This is a genomic window from Pseudomonas reinekei (genome assembly GCF_001945365.1).
GTDB classification, from domain to species: Bacteria; Pseudomonadota; Gammaproteobacteria; order Pseudomonadales; family Pseudomonadaceae; genus Aquipseudomonas; species Aquipseudomonas reinekei.
In genome coordinates this window covers 249,716-274,858 of record NZ_MSTQ01000007.1, presented here as the reverse complement: position 1 = coordinate 274,858, position 25,143 = coordinate 249,716, and the positions used below count along the sequence as shown (strand labels likewise).

Here is a 25,143-nt window from a genome sequence, read left to right as displayed (position 1 = left end):
TAAGGTGCGGTGGGCCGCAGCGTCAGTTCAGTGAGCAACCACAGCTTCCTAGCCGTAACGCCCCGTGATGTAGTCTTCGGTCTGCTTCTTCGCCGGATTGGTGAACAGGGTGTCGGTGTCGCCGAATTCCACCAGTTTGCCCATGTACATGAACGCCGTGTAGTCGGAAACCCGCGCGGCCTGCTGCATGTTGTGGGTCACGATAACGATGGTGAACTTCGATTTCAGTTCGTAGATCAGCTCTTCGACTTTCAGCGTCGAAATCGGGTCGAGTGCCGAGCACGGTTCGTCGAGCAACAGCACTTCCGGCTCCACGGCGATGGTGCGCGCGATCACCAGACGTTGCTGCTGACCGCCGGACAGGCCCAATGCCGACTCATGCAGACGGTCTTTGACTTCGTCCCACAGCGCCGCGCCTTTCAACGCCCATTCGACGGCTTCGTCGAGCACGCGCTTCTTGTTGATGCCCTGGATACGCAGGCCGTAGACCACGTTCTCGTAGATGGTTTTCGGGAACGGGTTGGGCTTCTGGAACACCATGCCGACGCGACGACGCAGTTCGGCCACGTCTTCGCCTTTGCGATAGATGTTGTTGCCGTACAGGTTGATCGCGCCTTCGACACGGCAGCCATCGACCAGGTCGTTCATGCGGTTGAAGGTGCGCAGCAGCGTGGACTTGCCGCAGCCGGACGGGCCGATGAAGGCGGTCACGCGTTGTTTCGGGATGTTCATGCTGACGTCGAACAGCGCTTGTTTGTCGCCGTAGTACAGGCTCAGGCCCGGCACTTCGATGGCCACGGTTTCTTGCTCGAGGCTCAGGCTCTGTTTGTCGCGACCCAGCGCCGACATGTTGATGCCGTGGGTATGTGCTTCGTGCTGCATGGGAGGCTCCCTGTGCTAACAAATTCGGTTCAGTTTGTTGTGGGAGCGGACCTGCTCGCGAAGGGGCCATCACTGGCGCCAAAAGCTTCGCGAGCAGGCTCGCTCCCACCTGGAAATCAGTGCTTCATCAAATCAGCTGTCCAACGCCTTGTACTTCTCGCGCAGGTGGTTACGGATGTACACCGCCGACAGGTTCAACGTCGCGATCACCAGCACCAGCAGCAATGCCGTGGCGTAGACCAGTGGCCGCGCGGCCTCGACGTTCGGGCTCTGGAAGCCGACGTCATAGATGTGGAAGCCCAGGTGCATGATCTTCTGGTCCAGGTGCAGGTACGGGTAGTTGCCGTCCACCGGCAGCGACGGCGCCAGTTTCACGACACCCACCAGCATCAACGGCGCCACTTCACCGGCGGCGCGGGCCACGGCGAGGATCATGCCGGTCATCATGGCCGGGCTGGCCATCGGCAGCACGATCTTCCACAAGGTTTCAGCCTTGGTCGCGCCGAGGGCCAACGAGCCTTCACGCACGGTACGAGGAATCCGCGCCAGGCCTTCTTCGGTGGCCACGATCACCACTGGCACCGCCAGCAGTGCCAGGGTCAACGAAGCCCAGAGCAGGCCCGGCGTACCAAAGGTCGGTGCTGGCAAGGCTTCAGGGAAGAACAACCGGTCGACCGAACCACCCAGCACATAGACGAAGAAGCCCAGACCAAACACGCCGTAAACAATGGCCGGCACACCTGCCAGGTTGTTCACCGCGATGCGGATCACCCGGGTCAGGGTGTTCTGCTTGGCGTATTCACGCAGGTACACTGCCGCCAGCACACCGAACGGGGTCACGATCATCGCCATGATCAGGGTCATCATCACGGTGCCGAAGATCGCCGGGAAAATCCCGCCTTCGGTGTTCGCTTCACGCGGATCGTCGCTCAGGAATTCCCAGACCTTGCTGAAGTAGAAACCGATTTTCGTGAAGGTGCCCATGGCGTTCGGCTGATAGGCATGAACCACCTTGCCCAGGCCGATTTCGATTTCCTTGCCGTTGGCATCGCGGGCGGTGAGGCTGTCGCGATTGAACTGCGCGTGCAGATCATTCAAGCGAGCTTCAACATCCTGGTAACGGGCGTTCAGCTCAGCTCGCTCGGATTCCATGTCCGCTTGGGCAGCGGCGTCGAGCTTGCCGTCCAGCTCCAGTTTGCGACCGTGCAGACGGACGCGTTCCAGACCGGCGTTGATGGCACCGATGTCGGATTTTTCCAGGGTCTTGAGTTGCGCGGCCAGCTGATTCACACGGTTGATCCGTGCTTGCAGCTCAGGCCAGGCCGCTTCGCCTTCAGCGATGACCTTGCCGTCCTGTTTGACGTTGACCAGGTAACCGTAGAAATTACCCCATTCACGGCGTTCCAGCGCCATCAACTCGACCGGAGTCTTCTGATTGGTCAGCCACTCGCCGACGATCCAGGTGAAGTCGGTGCCGTTCAAATCACGGTTGCCGACCTTGATCAGCTCGCGGGTCATGAATTCCGGGCCTTCGTCAGGCACCGGCAAACCGGCACTCTTCAGGCGGGCACGCGGCACTTCTTCCTTCTGTACGATTTCGCCGATCACCAGGTGATTGGCCTGGCCCGGCACGTCGTAGCTGGCGTGCACCAGGTCCGCCGGCCAGAAGTGACCCAGGCCGCGCACGGCAATCACGGCCAGCAGGCCAATGGTCATGATGACCGCGATGGACACCGCGCCACCGCTGATCCAGACGCCGGGGGCGCCGCTCTTGAACCATCCTTTCAGGGAGTTCTGTTTCACAGACTTCTACCTTTGCTTAAAGCGACGAGTATTTCTTGCGCAGACGCTGACGAATCAGTTCCGCGAGGGTGTTCATGACGAAGGTGAACAACAGCAGCACCAGCGCCGAGAGGAACAGCACGCGGTAGTGGCTGCCGCCGACTTCCGACTCGGGCATTTCCACCGCGACGTTGGCGGCGAGGGTGCGCAGGCCTTCGAACAGGTTCATTTCCATGACCGGGGTGTTACCGGTGGCCATCAACACGATCATGGTTTCACCGACCGCGCGGCCCATGCCGATCATCAACGCCGAGAAAATACCCGGGCTGGCGGTGAGGATCACCACGCGGGTCATGGTCTGCCACGGCGTGGCACCGAGGGCCAGTGAACCGAGGGTCAGGCCACGCGGCACGCTGAACACGGCGTCTTCGGCGATGGAGTAGATGTTCGGGATGACCGCGAAGCCCATGGCCAGACCCACCACCAGTGCGTTGCGCTGGTCGTAGGTGATGCCCAGGTCGTGGGAGATCCACATGCGCATGTCACCGCCGAAGAACCAGTTCTCCATGAACGGGCTCATGTACAGCGAGAGCCAGCCCACAAACAGGATCACCGGGATCAGCAGCGCACTTTCCCAGCCATCCGGGACTTTCAGGCGGATCGACTCAGGCAGGCGGCTGAAGGTAAAACCGGCGACCAGGATGCCGATCGGCAGCAGCATCAACAGGCTGAAGATACCCGGAAGGTGTCCTTCCACATACGGCGCAAGGAACAGGCCGGCGAAGAAACCGAGGATCACCGTCGGCATCGCTTCCATCAGTTCGATCACCGGCTTGACCTTGCGGCGCATGCCAGGAGCCATGAAGTACGCGGTGTAGATCGCAGCAGCAACGGCCAGAGGTGCGGCCAGCAACATGGCGTAGAACGCGGCTTTCAAGGTACCGAAGGTCAGCGGCGACAGGCTCAGTTTCGGTTCGAAGTCAGTGTTGGCGGCGGTCGATTGCCAGACGTATTTAGGCTCGTCGTAGTTCTCGTACCAGACCTTGCTCCACAACGCGCTCCACGAAACTTCCGGGTGCGGGTTGTCGAGCAGCAACGGTTGCAGCTTGTCGCCAGCTTCCACGATCACCCGGTTGGCACGAGGCGACATGCCGAACAGCCCCGCGCCTTCAACCACTTGGTCAACCAGCAAGGTGCGGTGCGCGGTGCTGTGGAACACACCGAGCTTGCCGGAAGCATCGAGGGCGACGAAGCCCTTGCGGCGTTCTTCGGCGGTGATTTCAATGATAGGCGTGGTGCCCATCTGGAAGGCGCGGATCTGCTTCAGGCGCTGCTCGCCATCCGGGTCGCGGGCCATGAACCACTGGGCCAGGCCACCCTTGGAGTCGCCAAGAATCAGCGAGATACCGCCCACCAGCTGTGTGCTGGCGGTGATTTCAGCGTCGCCGTTTTCCAGCAGTTTGTAGCGACCGTTCAGGCTCTTGTCGCGCAAGCTGAACACGTCAGCCTGGGCACGACCGTTGATCACGTATAACCACTGCTGACGCGGGTCGACGAAAATGTTCTTCACCGGCTCGGTCATTTGCGGCAAATCGATGCGCGTCTGCTCGTTGGTGACTTCGCCGGTCATCATGTTTTCTTCGCTGGTCAGCGACAAAACATTGAGTTGCGAACCGGTGGAACCCACCAGCATCAGGGTCGCATCAGTCGCGTTGAGGCTGACGTGCTCCAGCGCACCGCCCGCTTCGTTCACCGCGATAGGCGCTTCGCCATACGGATACTCGATGGCTGGCGAGATGGTTTTCTTGCCGTCCGGATAGGTGACCTTGTACGTGTGACGGAACACCAGAGCCTGACCATTGGACAAGCCTACCGCCACCAGCGGGTGACCTGGCTGATCTTTACCGATGGAGGTTACGGTAGTGCCGGCCGGAACAGGCAAATCGACGCGCTTGAGTTCGGCGCCACTGTCGATATCGAAGAACAATGCCTGGCCTTTATCGGAGACCCGCATGGCCACCTGGTTCTGCTCTTCCAGGGAGATCATCAACGGCTTGCCGGCGTCTTGCATCCAGGCCGGCGTGATCGCGTCCCTGGACGTCAGGCTGGCACCCTGGAACAGGGGCGCAACGACGTAGGCGAGGAAGAAGAAGATCAGGGTGATGGCTGCCAGCACTGCCAGGCCGCCGATGAGGACGTACCAGCGGGTGAAGCGATCCTTGAGCGCGCGAATGCGGCGCTTGCGTTGCAACTCAGGCGTATTGAAATCAATCCGCTTGGGGGGATTAGTAGTCATGTTGGAATTGGCCAGATCATTCATTCGCACACCCTAGCGATCTTGTATGACAGAAAGATGACAGTGCAGTGACGCGACAAATCCGCCGCCCGGTAGAACCGGCAGCGGATTGAGAATTTGGGGTTGCAGGAGCCTCGATTCCCTCGACAGCTCCTGCAGATCCGGGGCTAGCCCCGGATCAGGGTTTTACTTTTTTGCGACTTCAGCGCCGCCTTCTTGCAGACCCAGGTCAGCCAGTGCTTTTGCAGCAACCTTGGCCGGCAGTGGGATGTAACCGTCTTTCACTACAACTTCCTGACCCTGTTTCGACAGAATCAGTTTCACGAACTCGGCTTCCAGCGGAGCCAGAGGCTTGTTCGGGGCTTTGTTGACGTAGACGTAGAGGAAGCGCGACAGCGGGTACTTGCCGTTCAGGGCGTTTTCTTCGGTGTCTTCGATGAACTCGCCGCCTTCTTTCTTGGACAGGGCAACGGTTTTCACGCTGGCAGTCTTGTAGCCGATGCCCGAGTAGCCAACGCCGTTAAGCGAGCTGCTGATCGACTGCACAACCGAAGCCGAACCTGGCTGTTCGTTGACGTTTGGCTTGTAATCGCCTTTGCACAGGGCTTCTTCCTTGAAGTAGCCGTAGGTACCGGATACCGAGTTACGACCAAACAGTTGAACGGGCTTGTTGGCCAGGTCACCGGTCACGCCCAGGTCGCCCCAGGTTTTCACGTCGGCTTTAGCGCCACACAGACGAGTCGAGGAGAAAATCGCGTCGACTTGAGCCATGGTCAGGCCCTTGATCGGGTTGTCTTTGTGTACGAATACGGCCAAGGCGTCCACGGCAACCGGAATAGCGGTTGGCTTGTAGCCATATTTGGTTTCGAAGGCCTGGAGTTCGTTGTCCTTCATTTTGCGGCTCATCGGGCCCAGGTTAGCGGTGCCTTCTGTCAGCGCAGGTGGTGCGGTAGAAGAACCGGCGGCCTGAATCTGGATGTTTACGTTCGGGTATTCTTTTTTGTAGTTCTCAGCCCAGAGGGTCATGAGGTTAGCCAGAGTATCGGAACCAACGCTGGACAGGTTGCCCGACACACCGGTGGTCTTGGTGTAGCTCGGGATAGCAGGGTCAACAGCGGCAACCGCGTTGGCAGTCGCAACGCCAGCAGCGACAAAAGTCATTGCCGCCATCAAACGCTTCAGTTTCATGCCTTACTCCTAGCAGATAGGGTGTGTTAATTCGGGGCCAAGTATCAGCAGGCCGTGTGAACACTCTATGGCTGAAATATGACAATTGGATGAAAGGCCACTATTCGCGTTTTTACCGGATGATTCGGGGCACCCAAATCGCTAGCAGGCTGGCTAGCCTGCTAGCGATAGGACCGGTTCAGCCAAAGAGAACTGCGGGATCAGCGCCCTTTCTTCCAGAGATACGCGCCCACCAGAATCCCGACGCCACACAGCACTGCCACGTAATAGGCCGGGCCCATCGGGCTTTCCTTGAGCAGCAGGCTGACGATCATCGGCGTCAGGCCGCCAAAGATCGCGTACGCCACGTTGTAAGAGAACGACAATCCGCTGAAGCGCACCACCGGCGGGAACGCCTTGACCATCACATACGGCACCGCACCGATGGTGCCAACCAGAAAACCGGTCAGGGCATACATCGGGAAGAGCCAGTCAGGATGATCCGTCAGGCTGTGATAGAAGGTCCAGGAGCTGGCCAGCAACGCCATGCAGCCGAAGACAAAGACACGCCCCGCACCGAAACGATCGGCCAGTGCGCCAGCAATGATGCAACCGAAGCTCAGGAACACAATCGCCACACTGTTCGCTTGCAGCGACGAAGTTGGCGAGAAGTGATAGACCGTCTGCAGAACGGTCGGGGTCATCAGGATCAACACAACAATGGCGGCGGATAACAACCAGGTCAGCAACATCGAAATGGCGATGGCGCCACGATGGTCACGCAGCACCGCACGCAGTGGCACTTCCTCGGCCAGGGCCTTGCGTTGTTGCAGCTCGGCAAACACCGGGGTTTCGTGCAACCAGCGGCGCAGGTACACCGAGAACAGGCCGAACACGCCGCCCAGCAGGAACGGAATCCGCCAGGCGTAATCGGCCACTTCCACCGGGGTATAGAGGCTGTTGATCGCGGTAGCGACCAAAGAGCCCAACAGGATGCCTGCCGTCAGGCCACTGGTGAGGGTCCCGCAGGCATAGCCGACGTGCCGCTGCGGTACGTGTTCGGAAACGAATACCCAAGCCCCCGGCACCTCGCCGCCAATCGCCGCGCCTTGAATCACTCGCATCAGCAGCAACAGAATCGGCGCCCACATGCCGATCTGCGCGTAGGTCGGCAGCAGGCCCATGATCAGGGTCGGCACGGCCATCATGAAAATGCTCAGGGTGAACATCTTCTTGCGCCCCAGCAGGTCGCCGAAGTGCGCCATCACGATGCCGCCCAGCGGCCGCGCCAGGTAGCCGGCGGCAAAGATGCCGAAGGTCTGCATCAGGCGTAGCCATTCGGGCATGTCCGCCGGGAAGAACAGCTTGCCCACCACGGTCGCGAAGAACACGAAAATGATGAAGTCGTAAAATTCCAGTGCCCCGCCAAGGGCCGACAACGATAGCGTCTTGTAATCATTGCGGGTCAGCGGACGTGCGGATTGGGTTGGCTGCGCGATACTTGAGGGCGCTGTGGTCATGGCAAGGGCTTCTCTTATAGTCAGGTCTGCCGCCCCAACAACGCTGGCAAGGCTCGGGCAGGACCGGCACGATAGCAAATTGTTCGAAAAAGCACATAGAGGTGCGTAATTGACGGTCAAAATGAGAACCGGACGGTCGTCTCGGAGTCTACCGACCGATATACTCGCAACTGTGCGACGGCTTGCAAGGGTTGCTGTGCGAAAACGCCTGTCAGGGTCATAGGCGATTTCGCAGAGTTTCCCTTTAGGCGCCTTATGGAAAACGTGACGAACGCAGTATGTTCGGTGCTGAATCGTTTTTCCCGAAGACGGCTACCACCAGCAGCACCAACGAAGAGTCACGGGTCAGAGGCACCCCCGGCATGATAGAGCTCGAACAAGAAGATCCGATCCCGCAAGGCGACCTGGCCTTGCAAATCACCGCACTCCCCCGCGAAACCAACGGCTTTGGCGATATTTTCGGCGGCTGGCTGGTAGCGCAGATGGATTTGGCCGGCACCGCGATGGCCAGCAAGGTTGCCGGTGGCCGCGTGGCCACGGTCGCGATCGACCGCATGGCATTCCTGGTTCCAGTGGCGGTGGGCGCTCAGCTCTCCTTCTATACCCAGGCACTGGAAATCGGCCGCAGCTCGATCCAGATGATGGTCGAGGTCTGGAGCGACGATCCGCTGTCCAGCGAATGGCGCAAAGTCACTGAAGCGGTATTTGTGTTCGTCGCCATCGATGGCAGCGGCCGTACCCGCTCGGTTCCGCCGCGCGCTCGTTAACACCGGTAAGGGTTAAACCCGACGACCGATTCGCGGTCCATTGCAGTCCTGTTACTGATCGAGAGCTGTCCCATGAACACGCCCAACGTTGAAGCCGTCAAACTGGATGAACTGAACTGCTGGCGTATCCGCCACGGTCAGGCCGAATTACTGGTGGCCCAGCAAGGCGCGCACATCCTCAGTTATCAACTGGCGGGTCAGCCGCCGCTGATCTGGCTCAACGATGAAGCGGTGTTCAAGACCGGCAAAAGCATCCGCGCCGGTGTGCCGGTGTGTTGGCCGTGGTTCGGCAACTTCGAGCGCAACCCGCAGAGCGTGAAAGCGATGCGCGTCAGCAACCAAGCACCAGCGGCTCATGGCCTGGTGCGGGCGATGGACTGGGAATTGGGCGGCATCGAAGCCGAGGGCGAAAGCCTGAAAATCGAATTCTTGCTGCCCTGCCCCGAAGGCGGATTGCCAGGCTGGCCGCATCAAGTGGACTTGAAGCTGAGCATTCGCCTGGACGAGCAACTGCACATCAGCCTGACCAGCCATAACACGGGCCAGCAACCAGTCACCATCAGCCAGGCCCTGCACAGTTACTTTGCCGTCAGCGATGTGCGCAACGTGCACGTCGAAGGCGTGGATGGCTTGAGCTACATCGAAACCCTGGAAGACTGGGCAACCAAGAAGCAGTCCGGCGACCTGCGCTTTACCGGCGAAACCGACCGCATCTACCTCGACGCCCCGCCGCTGCTGAGCATCGTCGACCCGGCCTGGGAGCGACGCATCGAACTGACAAGTACGGGTTCGCGCTCGGCGGTGATCTGGAACCCCTGGGTCGACCGTGCTGCCGCATTCAGCGACATGGCCGACGACGGCTGGCAGCGCATGTTGTGCATCGAAACGGCGAATGTGATGGGGGATGTCGTGAACCTGACGCCGGGGGCCAGCCACACCCTCGGCGTCAGCATCGGCAGCAAACCGCTTTAAACCTGCAGGAGCCGGCTTGCTGGCGATGACGCCCTCAAGATCGCTATCGACAGCAAGCCGGCTCCTGCAGTGTTTTTACAGATCCGATTCCTTCACTACTCGCACCTTCGCCGCATCCAGCGCATACGCTGCGTCCGCCAGATCATTGCTGACCTTCTCCACCTTCAGCGTGCCGGTCACCCACAGCGGGGTGTAGATATCATTGAGCTTCAAGCCCTTCGGATAACGCACCAGCACCAACTGGTTAGGTGGCGGAGGCGGCACGTGGATGCAGGCGCCCGGGTATGGCACGAGGAAAAACAGCGTGCTGTTGCCCTTGGCATCGGACTCCAGCGGCACCGGATAACCACCGAGGCGGATGTTCTTGTCGTTCATCGAGGCCACGGTTTTGGTCGAGTACATCACCGCAGGCAAGCCCTTGCTCTGCTTCATGCCACCCTTTTCGGTAAAAGTGCCATTGGCCTCGGGGGAGTCGTGGTCGATTTCGGGCATGGCCTCGAGGGCCTTCTGGTCGGACTTGGGCATCAGTTCGAGCCAATCGGTTTCCGGCAGCTCGCCAGCATGGGCAAGGCCCGAACCGAGAAACAAAAGAGTCAGCAAAAAACGGCGCATGAAAATGCTCGGCAAGGAAAGGAAAACGCCAAGCATTCTAGCCCTCCCGGACTGCGCAGCCGAGAGGACTTTGTCGCTTGAATCAGTTCTTTTTGATCAGGCCGTAGATCACCAGCAACACCACCGCGCCGACCAGCGCCCCGATGAAACCGGCACCTTCGCCGGCGTGGTAAATGCCCAACGCCTGGCCGCCATAAGTGGCCGCCAGCGAACCGCCAATACCGAGCAGGATGGTCATGATCCAGCCCATGCTGTCATCGCCCGGTTTCAGGAACCGTGCGAGCAGGCCGACGATCAAGCCGATAAAGATGGTTCCGATGATTCCCATGGCATTTCCCTCTGAATGATTGGCTATGCGAAAGCCTAGTCAGACTTTCGCATCCTGCCATGAGAGAACGGCGGCACCGCAATGGTTCCGCCGCCGCCACATGAAACTGTTTTACTCGGCGATCAGCGCTTCGACCTTGAGGATCTGCGCGGCGAGGGTTTCGCGGTCTGCACAACGCAGGTTGGCGTGGCCGACCTTGCGCCCTGCCTTGAATGCCTTGCCGTAGTGATGCAGATGGCAATCGGCGATCGCGATAACCTTTTCGGTGTCCGGCACTTTTCCGATGAAGTTGAGCATCGCGCTCTCGCCAACCTTGGCTGTCGAACCCAACGGCAGACCGGCAACGGCCCGCAGGTGGTTTTCGAACTGGCTGCACTCGGCGCCTTCGGTCGTCCAGTGCCCGGAGTTGTGCACGCGCGGAGCGATTTCGTTGGCCTTGAGGCCACCGTCGACTTCAAAAAACTCGAACGCCATCACGCCGACATAATCCAGCTGCTTGAGCACGCGGCTGGAGTAGTCTTCGGCCAGGGCTTGCAACGGGTGGTCAGTGCTGGCCACGGACAGCTTGAGGATGCCGCTGTCGTGGGTGTTGTGTACCAGCGGGTAGAATTTTGTTTCACCATCGCGGGCACGCACTGCGATCAGCGAGACTTCGCCAGTGAACGGCACGAAACCTTCCAGCAGGCAGGCCACGCTGCCCAGTTCGGCGAACGTACCGACCACATCTTCAGGGGAGCGCAGGACTTTCTGGCCCTTGCCGTCGTAACCCAGGGTGCGGGTCTTGAGCACGGCAGGCAGACCGATGGAAGCCACGGCGGCATCCAGATCAGCCTGCGACTGAATGTCGGCGAACGCCGGGGTCGGAATCCCCAGGTCCTTGAACATGCTCTTTTCGAACCAGCGATCGCGAGCGATGCGCAGGGCTTCGGCGCTCGGGTAGACCGGGACGAACTGCGACAGGAACGCGACGGTTTCCGCCGGCACGCTTTCGAATTCGAAGGTCACCAGATCGACTTCATCGGCCAGTTGGCGCAGGTGATCCTGATCGCCGTAATCGGCCCGCAGGTGTTCGCCCAATGCCGCCGCGCAAGCGTCAGGCGCCGGGTCGAGGAAAGCGAAGTTCATGCCCAGCGGAGTACCCGCCAGCGCCAACATGCGACCCAACTGGCCGCCACCGATTACACCGATCTTCATCGTCAACAACCTCAGGCGATGCGTGGGTCTGGATTTTCCAGGACGCTGTCTGTCTGCTCAGCACGGAAGGTTTTCAGCACTTCGTGGAACTGCGGGTGCTTGGCGCCCAGGATACTCGCCGACAACAGCGCGGCGTTGATCGCGCCAGCCTTGCCGATGGCCAGGGTCGCAACCGGAATGCCGGCAGGCATCTGCACGATGGAGAGCAGTGAGTCGACGCCCGAGAGCATCGCCGACTGCACGGGCACGCCCAGTACCGGCAGGTGGGTCTTGGCCGCACACATGCCAGGCAAGTGGGCCGCGCCACCGGCACCGGCGATGATCACCTCGATACCACGCGCCTCGGCTTCTTCAGCGTACTGGAACAGCAGGTCCGGGGTGCGGTGAGCGGACACCACCTTCACCTCGTAAGGGATGCCGAGCTTTTCCAGCATATCGGCGGTGTGGCTAAGGGTGGACCAATCGGACTTGGAGCCCATGATCACGCCAACCAATGCACTCATCGTCGTGCCTCTTCTCTCTGGGCGCCCGCAGGCGCATCAAAAAACAACAAGCCACGCAGAATGCGTGGCTTGATTGTACGAATTATGGCCAGTCGTAACCGGCCGAAGGCCGCGCAGTATACCTCAATGAAGCAGATAAACAGCCCCCTGCGCGACCATCTGTCATCTGCCGCAAAAGCCCGGTTTTATTGACCTGAAGGTCAGCGAAAAGACACCCCCGAATAACCCTGCAGGGTTATTCGGGGGTGTTTAAGAACTTTGTGCGGCGCCGCCTTCGAGCTTGCGCCACAACAACCGCACATTGGCCTTGCGCACGAGGGCGCAGCGGTACAAGCGAATCTCCAGCGGTACATGCCACTGCGGTCCACCGCAAACCACCAACTCCCCGCGCGCCAGTTCCGCGCGCACGCTGAGTTGCGGCACCCAGGCGATTCCGAGTCCTTCCAGCGCCATGCTTTTCAGGCTGTCGGCCATGGCGGTTTCGTAGATGGTGGTGAAGCGCAGCGCTCGCTGGCGTAACAGCATGTTCACCGAACGGCCGAGAAACGCACCGGCGCTGTAGGCCAGCAGCGGCACACTGCCCTCGCCTTCCAGGTCGAACAACGGCTTGCCGTCGGCGTCCGCGGCGCAGACCGGCAACATCTCGGTGTGCCCCAGGTGCAGAGACGGAAAGATTTCCGGGTCCATCTGCATCGCCGCATCCGGGTCGTAGAAGGCCAGCATCAAGTCGCAACCACCTTCACGCAACGCATGCACCGCGTCACCGACGTTGGTCGCGACCAACCGCGTGGCGATGTTCAACCCTTCGTTGCGCAACTGGGCGATCCAGCGCGGAAAGAAACCCAGTGCCAGCGAGTGAGCTGCAGCGACTTGCATGACTTCGCCTTGCCCGCCCTCCAGATGATGCAGGTGGCGCAGCACTTCACCCAGTTGTTCGACCACGGTGCGCGCCGTCACCAGAAACAATTGCCCCGCCGCGGTCAGCTCGATCGGTGTGCGCGAACGATTGACCAGTGTCAGCCCCAACGCCGCTTCGAGGCTGCGGATTCGCCGGCTGAACGCCGGCTGAGTCACGAAGCGTCGTTCCGCCGCCTGGGAGAAGCTGCGGGTGGCGGCCAGGGCACTGAAGTCCTCCAGCCATTTACTTTCCAGATTCATCACGCCCTCCCGGACACGCACCAAATTAGGTCACACGCTCGCCGCACACAGGGCGTCACATGGGTATTATGCCGAATGTGCATAGGTCAGTGTTTAACAGCATTGGCCCAATATTCTCCACAAGCCTAGCATTTGCAGCGTTCCGGCACAGACCGGGTTCATATCGAGATGATTTCTATCATGTCCTCCGCTGCATCTTTCCGCACAGAAAAAGACCTGCTTGGCGTACTTGAAGTACCGGCTCAAGCGTATTACGGCATCCAGACCCTGCGAGCGGTGAACAACTTCCGCCTCTCCGGCGTTCCGATTTCGCATTACCCGAAGCTGGTTGTCGGCCTGGCGATGGTGAAACAAGCCGCCGCTGACGCCAACCGCGAGCTGGGTCACCTGAGCGAAGCCAAGCACGCTGCCATCAGCGAAGCCTGTGCACGACTGATCCGCGGCGACTTCCACGAAGAGTTCGTGGTGGACATGATTCAAGGTGGCGCCGGTACTTCCACCAACATGAACGCCAACGAAGTGATCGCCAACATTGCCCTCGAAGCAATGGGTCACGAGAAAGGCGAATACCAGTACCTGCACCCGAACAACGACGTGAACATGGCGCAGTCGACCAACGATGCCTACCCGACCGCGATTCGCCTGGGTCTGCTGCTGGGTCACGACGCGCTGCTGGCCAGCCTCGACAGCCTGATCCAGTCGTTCGCCGCCAAAGGTGAAGAGTTCAGCCACGTCCTGAAGATGGGTCGTACCCAACTGCAAGACGCCGTGCCGATGACCCTTGGCCAGGAGTTCCGTGCTTTCGCCACGACCCTGGGCGAAGACCTGGCACGCCTGAAAACGCTGGCACCCGAGCTGCTGACCGAAGTAAACCTGGGCGGCACCGCGATTGGCACCGGCATCAACGCCGACCCGCGCTATCAGCACCTGGCCGTTCAGCGCCTGGCCACCATCAGCGGTCACCCGCTGGTACCGGCGGCCGACTTGATCGAAGCCACCTCCGACATGGGCGCCTTCGTCCTGTTCTCCGGCATGCTCAAGCGCACCGCGGTCAAGCTGTCGAAGATCTGCAACGACTTGCGCCTGCTGTCCAGCGGCCCACGCACCGGCATCAACGAAATCAATCTGCCGGCGCGTCAGCCAGGCAGCTCGATCATGCCAGGCAAGGTCAACCCGGTTATCCCGGAAGCCGTTAACCAGGTAGCGTTCCAGATCATCGGCAACGACCTGGCCCTGACCATCGCGGCCGAAGGCGGCCAGCTGCAACTGAACGTGATGGAGCCGCTGATCGCGTTCAAGATCTTCGACTCGATCCGCCTGTTGCAACGCGCCATGGACATGCTGCGCGAACACTGCATCACCGGCATCACCGCCAACGAAGCGCGCTGCCGTGAACTGGTCGAGCATTCGATCGGTCTGGTGACTGCGCTGAATCCGTACATCGGCTATGAAAACGCCACCCGCATCGCCCGCGTCGCGCTTGAAAGCGGCCGCGGCGTGCTGGAACTGGTGCGCGAAGAAGGCTTGCTCGACGAAGAAATGCTCGCCGACATCCTGCGTCCGGAAAACATGATTGCGCCACGCCTGGTTCCGCTGAAAGCCTGAACCGACGCGTTACCTGTAGCACCGCTCACCAGGTCGAGGGACTAGACACCTCTCACCTTTTGAGGGCTTGGAGATCAATCTCCAAGCCCTTTTTTTTAACCGTTTTCCAACAATGCAGAATTTGTGGAAGCCGACGCCTACAAGAAACCGGCGTCGATAGAATCGGTGCATGCACCACAACTGTGCAGACGGATGGCACTCCCATCGGTATAGTGCCGCCCCTCTTCACGTGGGCGGTCGTCGGTAGCGAGACCTGAACCCATGCGAAACCCGAACTAATAACAAACCCGCGATATGAAACCGGGACGGACATCGACCCGCCTGTTGTGCCGAGTGCCAACTGATGTAACTCGATGTGTCTGACCGGCCAGCATTTGCCTACACAAAAAACAGCGAGGAATAATCCATGCTCGAAGTCATTAACGACTTCCTCTCAGGGAAAGTACTGATCGTGCTCATTGTCGGGCTCGGTAGCTACTTCACGATCCGCTCGCGTTTCGTTCAATTGCGTCACTTCTTCCACATGTTCGCGGTGTTCCGTGACAGCCTCAAAAGCAGCGCCGGGCAACTCAGTTCGTTCCAGGCCCTGATGCTCAGCCTTGCCGGCCGTGTTGGCGCGGGCAACATCGCCGGTGTCGGCATCGCCGTGACCCTCGGCGGGCCGGGCGCGGTGTTCTGGATGTGGGTGACGGCCCTGGTCGGTATGTCCAGCAGCTTCTTCGAGTGCTCCCTCGGCCAGCTCTACAAGCGCTGCGACTCCGAAGGCCAGTTCCGTGGCGGCCCGTCTTACTACATTCAGCACGGCCTGCAAAAACGCTGGCTGGGGATGCTCATGGCGTTCCTGTTGCTGGTGACCTTCGGGTTCGCCTTCAACGGCCTGCAAGCCCACGCCGTGACTCACTCGCTGAACAACGCGTTCGGTCTCGACACGACGTACACCGGTGTCGGCCTCGCCGTGCTGCTGGGCTTGGTGTTCATCGGCGGGATCAAGCGCATCGCCAAGGTCGCCGACCTGTTGGTGCCGGTGAAAACCCTGGCGTACATCGGCGTGACCCTTTACGTGATCGTCCTGCAATTCGACCAGGTACCGGGCATGTTGATGACCATCGTCAGGAGCGCCTTCGGTCTGGACCAGGCCTTCGGCGGCCTGATCGGCAGCGCCATCATCATGGGCGTGAAACGCGGCGTGTTTGCCAACGAAGCAGGCCTGGGCAGCGCGCCCAACGTGGCCGCTGTGGCGTCGGTCGAGCACCCGGTGGCGCAAGGTGTGGTCCAGGCGTTCAGCGTGTTCCTCGACACGTTCGTGATCTGCACCTGCACCGCGTTGCTGATCCTGCTCTCCGGTTTCTATACCCCGGGTTTCGAAGGTGACGGCATCGCCCTGACCCAGAACTCCCTGGCCGCCGTTGTGGGCGACTGGGGCCGGATGTTCATTTCCGTGGCGCTGGCGTTGTTCGTGTTCACCTCGATTCTCTACAACTACTACTTGGGCGAGAACAACCTGCGCTTCCTGATCGGTGAAAACCGCAAAGCGCTGATGGGCTATCGTGCGCTGGTACTGCTCCTGATTTTCTGGGGGGCCATCGAGAACCTCGGCACCGTGTTCGCCTTTGCCGACATCACCATGACGCTGCTCGCGTTCGTCAACCTGATCGCGCTGTTCTTGCTGTTCAAGGTCGGCATGCGCATCCTGCGTGACTACGATGACCAGCGCGCTGCCGGGATCAAGACCCCCGTGTTCGATTCGAGCAAGTTCCCGGATCTGGATCTGGATCGCCAGGCCTGGCCGGCGAATCCGCCAGCCGCCGCGCAGGCTCAACCTGAGCGGCAAGGCGCGACCGCAGCGCAACGCTGACCGGTAAATGACGGGCGCATCCCATGCGCCCGTCAGTTAAAGTGCATTACCTGCGGGAGCGAGCCTGCTCGCGATCACTGTTATTGCGCCAACATCAATGTTGAATGATTAACTGCAATCGCGAGCAGGCTCGCTCCCACATGTCATCTCTTGTGGAGACCTCCAGATGATCCCCAATTCCTACCCTGCCGCCCAGCACGTCATGCTGCTCTACACCGGCGGCACCATCGGCATGCAAGCCAGCGCCAACGGCCTGGCCCCGGCGTCCGGTTTCGAAGCGCGGATGCGCGAGTACCTGCACAGCCAGCCCGATCTCGTGGTACCGCAATGGCGTTTTCGCGAGATGTCGCCGCTGATCGACAGCGCCAACATGAGCCCGGGCTACTGGCAGCAACTGCGTGAAGCGGTCGTCGACGCCGTTGAAGTGCACGGCTGCGACAGCGTGCTGATCCTGCACGGCACCGACACCCTGGCCTACAGCGCCGCTGCCATGAGTTTTCAGTTGCTCGGCTTGCAGGCCCGCGTTTGCTTCACCGGCTCGATGCTGCCGGCCGGCGTCACCGACAGCGATGCGTGGGAAAACCTCGGCGGCGCGCTGGTTGCCCTGGGTCAGGGCCTGGCGTCGGGCGTGCATCTGTACTTCCACGGCGAGCTTCTGGACCCGACCCGCTGCGCCAAAGTGCGCAGTTTCGGGCGGCATCCGTTCAAGCGGCTGGCACGTCAGGGCGGTGGTGTGAAGGCGCCTTCGATTCCGGCCCGTCTGAATTACAACCAATCCAGGCAACTGGCGAACGTCGCGGTGTTGCCATTGTTTCCAGGCATCCGCGCCGAGGTGCTGGATGGTTTGTTCGCCAGCGGCATTCAGGGTCTGGTGCTGGAGTGTTATGGCAGTGGTACCGGGCCAAGTGACAACCCCGAGTTTCTCGCCAGCCTCGGTCGTGCACGCGACAAGGGTGTGGTCGTGGTCGCGGTGACCCAGTGCCATGAGGGTGGCGTCGAGCTGGATGTGTACGAGGCCGGTAGTCGCTTGCGCGGCGTTGGCGTGCTGTCGGGCGGCGGCATGACCCGTGAGGCGGCGTTCGGCAAGTTGCATGCGCTGCTGGGTGCAGGGCTTGAAACGCAAGAAGTCCGCCGGCTCGTTGAGCTCGACCTGTGCGGCGAACTGATTTGACCTGACAAAAACCAAACCCTGTGGGCGGGCTTGCCCGCGATGACGGCGGCACATCCGACATTCTCGAGAATGACACACCGCAATCGCGGGCACGCCCGCTCCCACAGAATCGATGCCAGCCCCACCTGTCCCGGCACACAACTTGCTCGCTTTCCAGCATTCAAAGACTGGAAGTCGCCATGCTCCACTCCCATCTCACCACCCTCAACGCCGTTTCGCTGATCCTCAACACCTTCAAGGCCGAAGGCTTGTCCAGTGAGGCGCTATTGGCCGGCAGCGGCATCAGTGCGGCGGATTTGAACCGCGCCGACACGCGCATCACCACCAATCAAGAGATGCAAGTCTGCGCCAACGCTGTCGCACTCAAGCGTGACATCGGCCTGGAACTGGGTCGGCGGATGCACGTCTCCTGCTACGGCATGCTCGGTTACGCATTGCTCACCAGTGCCACCTTCGGTGACGCCTTGCGCCTGGCGATGCGTTATCCGGCGCTGCTGGGAACACTTTTCGAACTGAGCCTGGAGGAAGATGGCGAGCGTGTCTGGTTCGTCGCGGCCGATTATCGCGAGAGCCCGACGATGGCCGTGTTCAATGCCGAGTTCTGCCTGGTGTCGCTCAAGGTCATCTGCGACGACCTGCTCGGTCATCCGCTGCCGCTGCTCGCCGCTCGCTTCGAACACGCCGCGCCCGACTACGAAGCGACCTACGCCGAACACTTCAACTGCCCGCTGCATTTCGAAGCACGGGACAACGCATTCGCCTTCGACAAGCAATGGCTCGACCAGCCCTTGCCATTGGCCGATGTGATTACCCATCAAGCCATGGCCGAACGCTGTCGCAAGCAGAACGTCGAGTTCACCGGGCGCCAGGCGTGGCTGGGGCGAATTCGGCAATTGCTCAGCGCGCAGTTGAATGCCGCGCCTGGGCTGGAGGGCCTGGCCGAGCAGATGAATTGTTCAGCGCGAACCCTGCGTCGACACCTCAAGGACCTGGGGTGCAGCTATCAGGAATTGCTCGATGAATTGCGCTTCGAACAGGCCAAGCAATTGCTGTGCGAGGATCAGTTACCGATCTATCAGATTGCCGAGGCCCTGGGTTTCAGCGAGACCGCGAGTTTTCGCCATGCCTTCGTGCGCTGGAGCGGTGTGGCGCCGAGTCAATTCCGGCCACACGGTTAATCCTGTGAGCGGGCTTGCCCGCGATGACGGCGGCACATTCGACATTCTCGTGAATGACACACCGCTTTCGCGGGCAAGCCCGCAGGTTCTGTATGGCTCGCACTGCGCCAGGGTGCTCTCCTGCCAATGAGGGGCGAATTTCGGTCAGCTTTTTTGGCCATATCGATCCCCTTTTGGCCTTTCCTGCCATTCTCCTAAATCGTCCGCCCCGCAAAACTGTGTTCAACCCGAATCAGCTTGCGGAGAACAAGAAATGCTGACGATTTACTCGAACGATCACCATCTGCATCACGGCCGTTGTGAATTAATAGACGGGCAGCTCAAGCCCTGCTTCGAAATGCCTTCGCGTGCCGACCACGTGCTGGCCCGCGTGCAAAATCAGAACCTGGGCCCGGTGGAAGCGCCCAAGGATTTCGGCCTCGGCCCTATCGAGCGCGTGCACAGCCGCGACTACCTCGATTTCTTCAAAGGCGCCTGGGCGCGCTGGACCGAGTTCAACACCGACGGTGATCTGCTGCCCTACACCTGGCCGGCTCGCACCCTGCGGCGTATCAAACCCACCAGCCTGCACGGCGAGCTCGGCTATTACAGCTTCGACGGCGGCGCGCCGATCACCGCCGGAACCTGGCAGGCCGCGTACAGCGCAGCGCAAGTGGCATTGTCCGCCCAAGCGCGAATCCAGGCTGGCGCACGCAGTGCCTTTGCCTTGTGCCGTCCACCAGGACACCACGCTGCCAGCGACTTGATGGGGGGTTATTGCTACCTCAACAACGCCGCCATCGCCGCCCAGGCCTTCCTCGACCAGGGTCACAAAAAGGTCGCGATCCTTGACGTGGACTACCACCATGGCAACGGCACCCAATCGATTTTCTACGCACGCAGCGACGTGCTGTTCACCTCGATCCACGGTCACCCGGAAGCCGAATTCCCGTTCTTCCTCGGCTATGAAGATGAACACGGCGAAGGTGCCGGTGAGGGCTTCAACTTCAACTACCCATTGCCGGCCGGCAGCGGCTGGGACACCTGGAGCGCGGCGCTGGAACAGGCCTGCAAGGAGATCGAAAGCTACGGCGCGGACATCATCGTCGTCTCCCTGGGCGTCGATACGTTCAAGGACGATCCGATCTCGCAATTCAAGCTCGACAGCCCGGATTATCTGGCCATGGGCAAGCGCATCGCGGCCCTCGGCAAACCGACGCTGTTCGTGATGGAAGGCGGTTACGCGGTCGAAGAAATCGGCATCAACGCGGTGAACGTCCTTGAAGGTTTTGAAAGCGCTCAGTGAGGAATTAAAACAATGAAAAGGCTCAAGCGTCTTATTGTGCCAGCCCTGGGTGCCATGGTGCTCAGCGGTGCCGTGCACGCCGAAGAACGAACGTTGCGCGTCTACAACTGGTTCGACTACATCACCCCCAAAACCCTGGAAGATTTCAAGGCGCAGAACACCCAGACCAAACTGGTCTACGACATTTTCGACACCAACGAAGCCCTCGAAGCCAAGCTGCTGACCGGCAACTCCGGTTACGACGTGGTGGTACCCTCCAACGTGTTCCTCGCCAAGCAGATCGAGGCTGGCGTGTTCCAGCCGCTGGACCGCAGCAAGCTGCCGAACTGGAACCACCTCGATCCCAAGCTGATGAAGCTGATCGAAGCCAATGACCCGGGCAACAAATTCGCGGTGCCCTACATGTACGGCACCATCCTGATCGGTTTCAACCCGGCCAAGGTCAAGGCAGCCCTCGGCGATAACGCACCGGTGGACAGCTGGGACCTGATCTTCAAGGAAGAGAACATCAGCAAGCTCAAGCAGTGCGGCGTCGCACTGCTCGACTCGCCCTCGGAGATCCTGCCGCTAGCCCTGCAACACCTCGGCCTGGACCCCAACAGCAAAAAGCCTGCGGACTACGACAAGGCCGAAGCGCTGCTGCTGAAGATTCGCCCGTACATCACTTACTTCCACTCGTCCAAGTACATGGCCGATATCGCCAACGGTGACATCTGCGTCGCCGTCGGTTATTCCGGCAGCTTCTCCCAGGCGGCCAACCGCGCCAAGGAAGCCAAGAACGGTGTCGTCGTCGACATGCGCCTGCCCAAAGAAGGCGCGCCGATCTGGTTCGACATGCTCGCCATTCCAAAGAGCGCGAAAAACCCGGAAGACGCCTACACCTTCATCAACTACCTGCTGCAACCCCAGGTGATTGCGCCGGTCAGCGACTTCGTCGGTTACCCGAACCCGAACAAGGACGCCACGGAGAGGGTCGACCCGTCGATCCGCAACAACCCGAACCTGTACCCGACTGAAACGGCGATGGGCACGCTCTACACCCTGCAACCGCTGCCGCGGGATGCCGAACGTGCGAGGACCCGGGCCTGGACCAAAATCAAGTCAGGCACCTGAGACGTATCGCTTCAACCGCTTACCCGGACCTGCGCGTGCGCAGGTCTTTTTTATGCGTGCGCCAGCCAAGCGGGGCCTTGGAAGTCAAAGTCCTCTACATACCCGGCAAGGGGAAATGTTCGCCAGAGGCAAGGGTGGCGACGATGAGCACAGGCGGCTTACGCGACCGACTCAGAGAACTGCTGCATGGAGCGAGGGTGGGGCGGGCTGATCACCCGCTCACTTCAGCGAGCCCGCCACACTGTCCGCAATCGCTCCAGTGCCGCCTCGATCTCACGCTCAGGCACCGCAGCAAAGCCCAGCACCAGTCCCGCGCGTTGATCGATCGGGGTGGTGGAGTCCGGCAGCCAATAACTGCTCAAGCCATTGATCTCGACATCGACGCCACGTGCCCATTCGATCAGTTCCTGCTCGCGCGCCACGCTATCGACCGGCACAGTCATGTGCAGCCCGGCGGCGACCGTGGGTAACGGGCCGACGCCGGGCATGTCCAGGGGCCATCCACCCAGCAGCGCATTACGCCGACTCAGCGCTGCCCGGCGCATCCGGCGGATATGCCGCTGGAAGTGTCCGGACGCCATGAACTCGGCCATCACCGCCTGGGTACTGACTTCCGAATGACGCACATCCACGGCACGACGCCGGGAAAACGCGTCCACCAGCCCCATCGGCAACACCAGATAGCCCAGGCGCAGTGCCGGGAATGCGACCTTGCCGAAGGTCCCGACGTACAGCACCCGACCCTGGCGATCGAGGGCTGCCAACGGTGCCAGTGGCGCACCGCTGTAGCGGTACTCGCCGTCGTAGTCATCCTCGACGATCCAGCCTTGAGTGCGCTCGGCCCAGGCCAGCAGCTCCAGACGACGCGCAAGACTCATCACTACGCCAGTGGGGTACTGGTGTGACGGCGTGACATAGGTCAAGCGGCAATCGCTGAGCTGTGCGAGATCACCGCAATTGATGCCCTCACTGTCCACTGCCACCCCGTGCAAGCGCGCCCCGGCCACGGCGAACGCATGCCCTGCCGCGCGATAGCCCGGATTCTCGATCGCCACCCCATCGCCAGGCTCCACCAGCAACTGTGCACAAAGGCTAATCCCCTGCTGCGCGCCACTGGTGATCACAATTTGTTCAGCTGTGCACTGCATGCCCCGGGAACTGCGCAGGTACGCCGCTATCATCCCGCGCAGGCGCTCATCACCGGCGGGGTCGCCATAACACAACTGCTGCAAATCCGGTTTACGCCAGAAAGCCGCATTCAGCTTGGCCCAGACCTCGAAAGGGAACAGATCGAACGCCGGAACACCGACCCTGAATGCCCGTGGCGGACTACTCGGAGGACGCGGTAAATGGTTCTGCTCGACGCGTTCCAGGCCACTGCTGTGGATAACTTTGCTGGATGAAACCACAGGTAAATCCAGCCAATTTGTGGATAAGGCTGTGGGTAAGCCTGTCGATAACCCTGTGGATACTTTTGTGGATACTTTTTTCGCCGGCAAGGCATTTGGCGGCAATTGCGCGACATAGGTCCCGTCGCCGACCCGCCCCTCAATGAAACCCTCGGCATAGAGCTGGTCATAAGCGCGCACCACGCTATTGCGGGAAATCGCCAACGCCGCCGCCAGATCTCTGCTGGCCGGTAAACGGGTGCCACTGGCCAACCGTCCATCCAGCACCCGCCTGCGCAATGCCTGATAAAGCTGTCGACTCAAGCCCTGACGGCGATCAAGTTCAATGCCCGCCGGGTTGAACGACAAAGACAGCAGTTCGCTGGTCATGACAATGGACCTATGAAATTGGTCGTTAATGGCTCTTACAACAGACCAATAGCCTGCCTAGGATGCAGACATTCGCCAAGGAAAATATCTCCATGTACACGCCGCGCGCTTTTGCCATCGACGAGTTGTCCCAACTGCACGAACTGATCCTCGCCACCCGTCTCGCCATTTTGGTGACCCACGGTGACAGTGGCCTGCAAGCCAGCCATGTGCCGGTGCTGCTGCATTGCGAACAGGGCTCGAACGGCACGTTGTATGGGCATCTGGCCAAAGCCAATCCACAGTGGAAAGACCTGCGTGACGGCGCCGAAGCACTGCTGATTTTTTCCGGTCCCGACGCCTACGTCAGCCCTGGCTTCTACCCGAGCAAGGCCGAACACGGCAAGGTCGTGCCCACCTGGAACTACGTCGCCGTACACGCCTATGGCCGCGCCGAAACCTTCAGCGATGGCGGGCGGCTGCTCGACATCGTCAGCACCCTCACCGACCGACATGAAGCCGGCCGCGCCCAACCGTGGTCAGTGGCCGATGCCCCCGCCGATTACATCGACGGCATGCTCAAGGCCATCGTCGGTTTCGCCATTCCCATCGACCGCCTGGAAGGCAAGCGCAAACTCAGCCAGAACCGCAGCCCCGCCGACATCGCCGGCGTACGCGAAGGGCTGGCCGCCAGCCCCGACGTCAACGATCAAGCCCTCGCCCAATTGATGCGCTAAGGAAAATCACCATGGGTCAAATCGACATTCGCCAAGTCACCGCCAGTGATCAAGCGGCCTGGCTGCCGCTGTGGCAAGCCTACCTGCGCTTTTACAACACCGAATTGCCGGACGCCGTCAGCCAGAGCACCTGGCAACGCCTGCTCGACCCGAACGAACCGACCCACGCCGCACTGGCCTGGGCCGACGGCAAGGCGGTGGGCATGGTGCATTTCATCTACCATCGTTCGAACTGGGCCATCGAAAACGCCTGCTACCTGCAAGACTTGCTGGTGACGCCCGAAATACGTGGAACCGGCATCGGCCGCCAGTTGATCGAATTCGTCTACGCCACGGCCAAGGCCGACGGTTGCAACAAAGTGCATTGGCTGACCCACGAAACCAACGCCACCGCGATTCAGCTCTACGAGCGCATCGCCGAACGTCCCGGTTTCATCCAGTTTCGCAAAGCCATTTAAGGTTCAAGGAGAACAGCATGTCGACTTCACTCGCAGATTGGAAAGGCGTCCCGGCGCCTTCGGTCCAACTCATCGAAGGGCGCTTCATCCGCTTGGAAAAACTCGACCCGGCGCGCCACGGCGACGATCTGTTCAACGCCCTGCAAGGCCCCGGTGCCGACCCGAAACTCTGGGACTATCTGCCTTACGGTCCCTTCCCCGAGCGCAGTGCTTTCAACGACTGGCTGAATAACCACGCGGCCAACAGCGACCCGTACTTTTTCAGCGTGATCGACCGTGCCAGCGGTGAAGTGCAAGGCATCCTCAGCTTGATGTCGATCGTCCCGTCTCAGGGCCGCATCGAAATCGGCCACGTCACCTTCGGCGCGCCGATGCAGCGCTCACCGAAAAGTACCGAGGCCGTTTACCTGTTGGCCAAGGAAGCGTTCGCCTTGGGCTACCGTCGCCTGGAGTGGAAGTGCAACAACGGCAACGCCCGCTCCAAATACGCGGCCGAACGCTTGGGCTTCAGTTTCGAAGGGATGTTTCGTCAACACATGGTCGTCAAGGGCCACAACCGTGACACCGCGTGGTACTCGATCCTCGACTCGGAATGGCCGGCGATTGGGGCGGGGTTTGAGCAATGGTTGAGCGATGAAAATCAGACGGGTTCCGGGCAGCGGAAATCGCTTGCCGAGTGCCGCAGCTGAAAGCATCAAATGCAAACAGCCGCAATCATGGGTTGATCGGGCAGTGGCAGATGAGTTTCTGATGGTGCCTAGCCGCAAACGTCCGATTCTGGTGTAAGAAAAAGCGTCTGCCCG

The 25,143-nt window shown here is 60.5% G+C and carries 22 protein-coding genes; 11 read left to right on the top strand and 11 right to left on the bottom strand.

The genetic code is table 11. The features are described from left to right. Positions 1–48 precede the first annotated feature (48 nt). The 5 genes from pstB to BVK86_RS14465 all read right to left on the bottom strand — a co-directional run bounded on the left by pstB (position 49) and on the right by BVK86_RS14465 (position 7,647). Positions 49–882 (bottom strand): phosphate ABC transporter ATP-binding protein PstB, encoded by an 834-nt coding sequence (pstB, locus tag BVK86_RS14485; RefSeq protein ID WP_075947070.1) that lies wholly within the window; start codon positions 880–882, stop codon positions 49–51. Positions 883–1,014: 132 nt separating this feature from the next. Next, positions 1,015–2,685: a phosphate ABC transporter permease PstA gene (gene pstA / locus BVK86_RS14480; protein WP_075947069.1), complete on the bottom strand. Its 1,671-nt coding sequence runs from the start codon at positions 2,683–2,685 to the stop codon at positions 1,015–1,017. A 16-nt stretch (positions 2,686–2,701) separates the two neighbouring features. Next, positions 2,702–4,984: an ABC transporter permease subunit gene (locus BVK86_RS14475; RefSeq protein ID WP_075947068.1), complete on the bottom strand. Its 2,283-nt coding sequence runs from the start codon at positions 4,982–4,984 to the stop codon at positions 2,702–2,704. 162 nt (positions 4,985–5,146) lie between these two features. Beyond that, complete coding sequence (locus BVK86_RS14470) at positions 5,147–6,148, bottom strand: phosphate ABC transporter substrate-binding protein PstS (protein ID WP_075947067.1); 1,002 nt, start codon at positions 6,146–6,148, stop codon at positions 5,147–5,149. Between the two features lie 200 nt (positions 6,149–6,348). Beyond that, entirely contained in the window at positions 6,349–7,647 is a 1,299-nt protein-coding gene (locus BVK86_RS14465; protein ID WP_075947066.1) for an MFS transporter, read from the bottom strand. Between the two features lie 362 nt (positions 7,648–8,009). On the opposite strand from BVK86_RS14465, the gene BVK86_RS14460 reads away from it, so the two are divergent. After that, entirely contained in the window at positions 8,010–8,414 is a 405-nt protein-coding gene (locus BVK86_RS14460) for an acyl-CoA thioesterase (RefSeq protein WP_007896491.1), read from the top strand. Between the two features lie 72 nt (positions 8,415–8,486). Then, positions 8,487–9,386 (top strand): D-hexose-6-phosphate mutarotase, encoded by a 900-nt coding sequence (locus BVK86_RS14455; protein ID WP_075947065.1) that lies wholly within the window; start codon positions 8,487–8,489, stop codon positions 9,384–9,386. Positions 9,387–9,461: 75 nt separating this feature from the next. Here BVK86_RS14455 and BVK86_RS14450 read toward each other — a convergent pair whose 3' ends face one another. The 5 genes from BVK86_RS14450 to BVK86_RS14430 all read right to left on the bottom strand — a co-directional run bounded on the left by BVK86_RS14450 (position 9,462) and on the right by BVK86_RS14430 (position 13,181). Continuing rightward, positions 9,462–9,998, bottom strand: a complete 537-nt coding sequence (locus BVK86_RS14450; RefSeq protein WP_075947131.1) for a DUF3299 domain-containing protein — start codon at positions 9,996–9,998, stop codon at positions 9,462–9,464. Between the two features lie 82 nt (positions 9,999–10,080). Next, positions 10,081–10,326: a GlsB/YeaQ/YmgE family stress response membrane protein gene (locus tag BVK86_RS14445; protein WP_027926291.1), complete on the bottom strand. Its 246-nt coding sequence runs from the start codon at positions 10,324–10,326 to the stop codon at positions 10,081–10,083. A 111-nt stretch (positions 10,327–10,437) separates the two neighbouring features. After that, a complete protein-coding gene (locus BVK86_RS14440) occupies positions 10,438–11,520 on the bottom strand; it encodes a 5-(carboxyamino)imidazole ribonucleotide synthase (RefSeq protein WP_075947064.1) in 1,083 nt (360 codons plus the stop codon). An 11-nt stretch (positions 11,521–11,531) separates the two neighbouring features. Continuing rightward, complete coding sequence (gene purE, locus BVK86_RS14435; RefSeq protein ID WP_034149342.1) at positions 11,532–12,023, bottom strand: 5-(carboxyamino)imidazole ribonucleotide mutase; 492 nt, start codon at positions 12,021–12,023, stop codon at positions 11,532–11,534. 249 nt (positions 12,024–12,272) lie between these two features. Next, complete coding sequence (locus tag BVK86_RS14430) at positions 12,273–13,181, bottom strand: LysR substrate-binding domain-containing protein (RefSeq protein ID WP_075947063.1); 909 nt, start codon at positions 13,179–13,181, stop codon at positions 12,273–12,275. Between the two features lie 180 nt (positions 13,182–13,361). Between BVK86_RS14430 and aspA the strand changes: the two genes are divergently transcribed. From aspA to BVK86_RS14400, 6 genes are all read left to right on the top strand, one after another. After that, entirely contained in the window at positions 13,362–14,786 is a 1,425-nt protein-coding gene (aspA, locus tag BVK86_RS14425; protein ID WP_075947062.1) for an aspartate ammonia-lyase, read from the top strand. A gap of 406 nt (positions 14,787–15,192) precedes the next feature. Next, positions 15,193–16,641, top strand: coding sequence for an alanine/glycine:cation symporter family protein (locus tag BVK86_RS14420; RefSeq protein WP_075947061.1), 1,449 nt, complete (start codon positions 15,193–15,195; stop codon positions 16,639–16,641). Positions 16,642–16,807: 166 nt separating this feature from the next. Then, complete coding sequence (locus BVK86_RS14415) at positions 16,808–17,812, top strand: asparaginase (protein WP_075947060.1); 1,005 nt, start codon at positions 16,808–16,810, stop codon at positions 17,810–17,812. Positions 17,813–17,991: 179 nt separating this feature from the next. Next, positions 17,992–18,990, top strand: coding sequence for an AraC family transcriptional regulator (locus BVK86_RS14410; RefSeq protein ID WP_075947059.1), 999 nt, complete (start codon positions 17,992–17,994; stop codon positions 18,988–18,990). A gap of 253 nt (positions 18,991–19,243) precedes the next feature. Beyond that, positions 19,244–20,275: a histone deacetylase family protein gene (locus BVK86_RS14405; RefSeq protein WP_075947058.1), complete on the top strand. Its 1,032-nt coding sequence runs from the start codon at positions 19,244–19,246 to the stop codon at positions 20,273–20,275. A gap of 12 nt (positions 20,276–20,287) precedes the next feature. Beyond that, positions 20,288–21,388 (top strand): polyamine ABC transporter substrate-binding protein, encoded by a 1,101-nt coding sequence (locus BVK86_RS14400; RefSeq protein ID WP_075947057.1) that lies wholly within the window; start codon positions 20,288–20,290, stop codon positions 21,386–21,388. Between the two features lie 224 nt (positions 21,389–21,612). Here BVK86_RS14400 and pdxR read toward each other — a convergent pair whose 3' ends face one another. Continuing rightward, a complete protein-coding gene (pdxR, locus tag BVK86_RS14395) occupies positions 21,613–23,166 on the bottom strand; it encodes a MocR-like pyridoxine biosynthesis transcription factor PdxR (protein ID WP_075947056.1) in 1,554 nt (517 codons plus the stop codon). A gap of 92 nt (positions 23,167–23,258) precedes the next feature. Here pdxR and BVK86_RS14390 point away from each other — a divergent pair, with 92 nt between their 5' ends. From BVK86_RS14390 to BVK86_RS14380, 3 genes are read left to right on the top strand one after another with little or no spacing between them, the layout of a single operon-like run. Further along, positions 23,259–23,882 (top strand): FMN-binding negative transcriptional regulator, encoded by a 624-nt coding sequence (locus BVK86_RS14390; RefSeq protein WP_075947055.1) that lies wholly within the window; start codon positions 23,259–23,261, stop codon positions 23,880–23,882. A gap of 11 nt (positions 23,883–23,893) precedes the next feature. Beyond that, entirely contained in the window at positions 23,894–24,340 is a 447-nt protein-coding gene (locus BVK86_RS14385) for a GNAT family N-acetyltransferase (protein WP_075947054.1), read from the top strand. A gap of 17 nt (positions 24,341–24,357) precedes the next feature. Continuing rightward, positions 24,358–25,029 carry a GNAT family N-acetyltransferase gene (locus BVK86_RS14380; RefSeq protein WP_075947053.1) on the top strand — a complete coding sequence of 224 codons (672 nt, stop codon included), beginning with the start codon at positions 24,358–24,360 and terminating at the stop codon, positions 25,027–25,029. Positions 25,030–25,143: the final 114 nt, after the last annotated feature.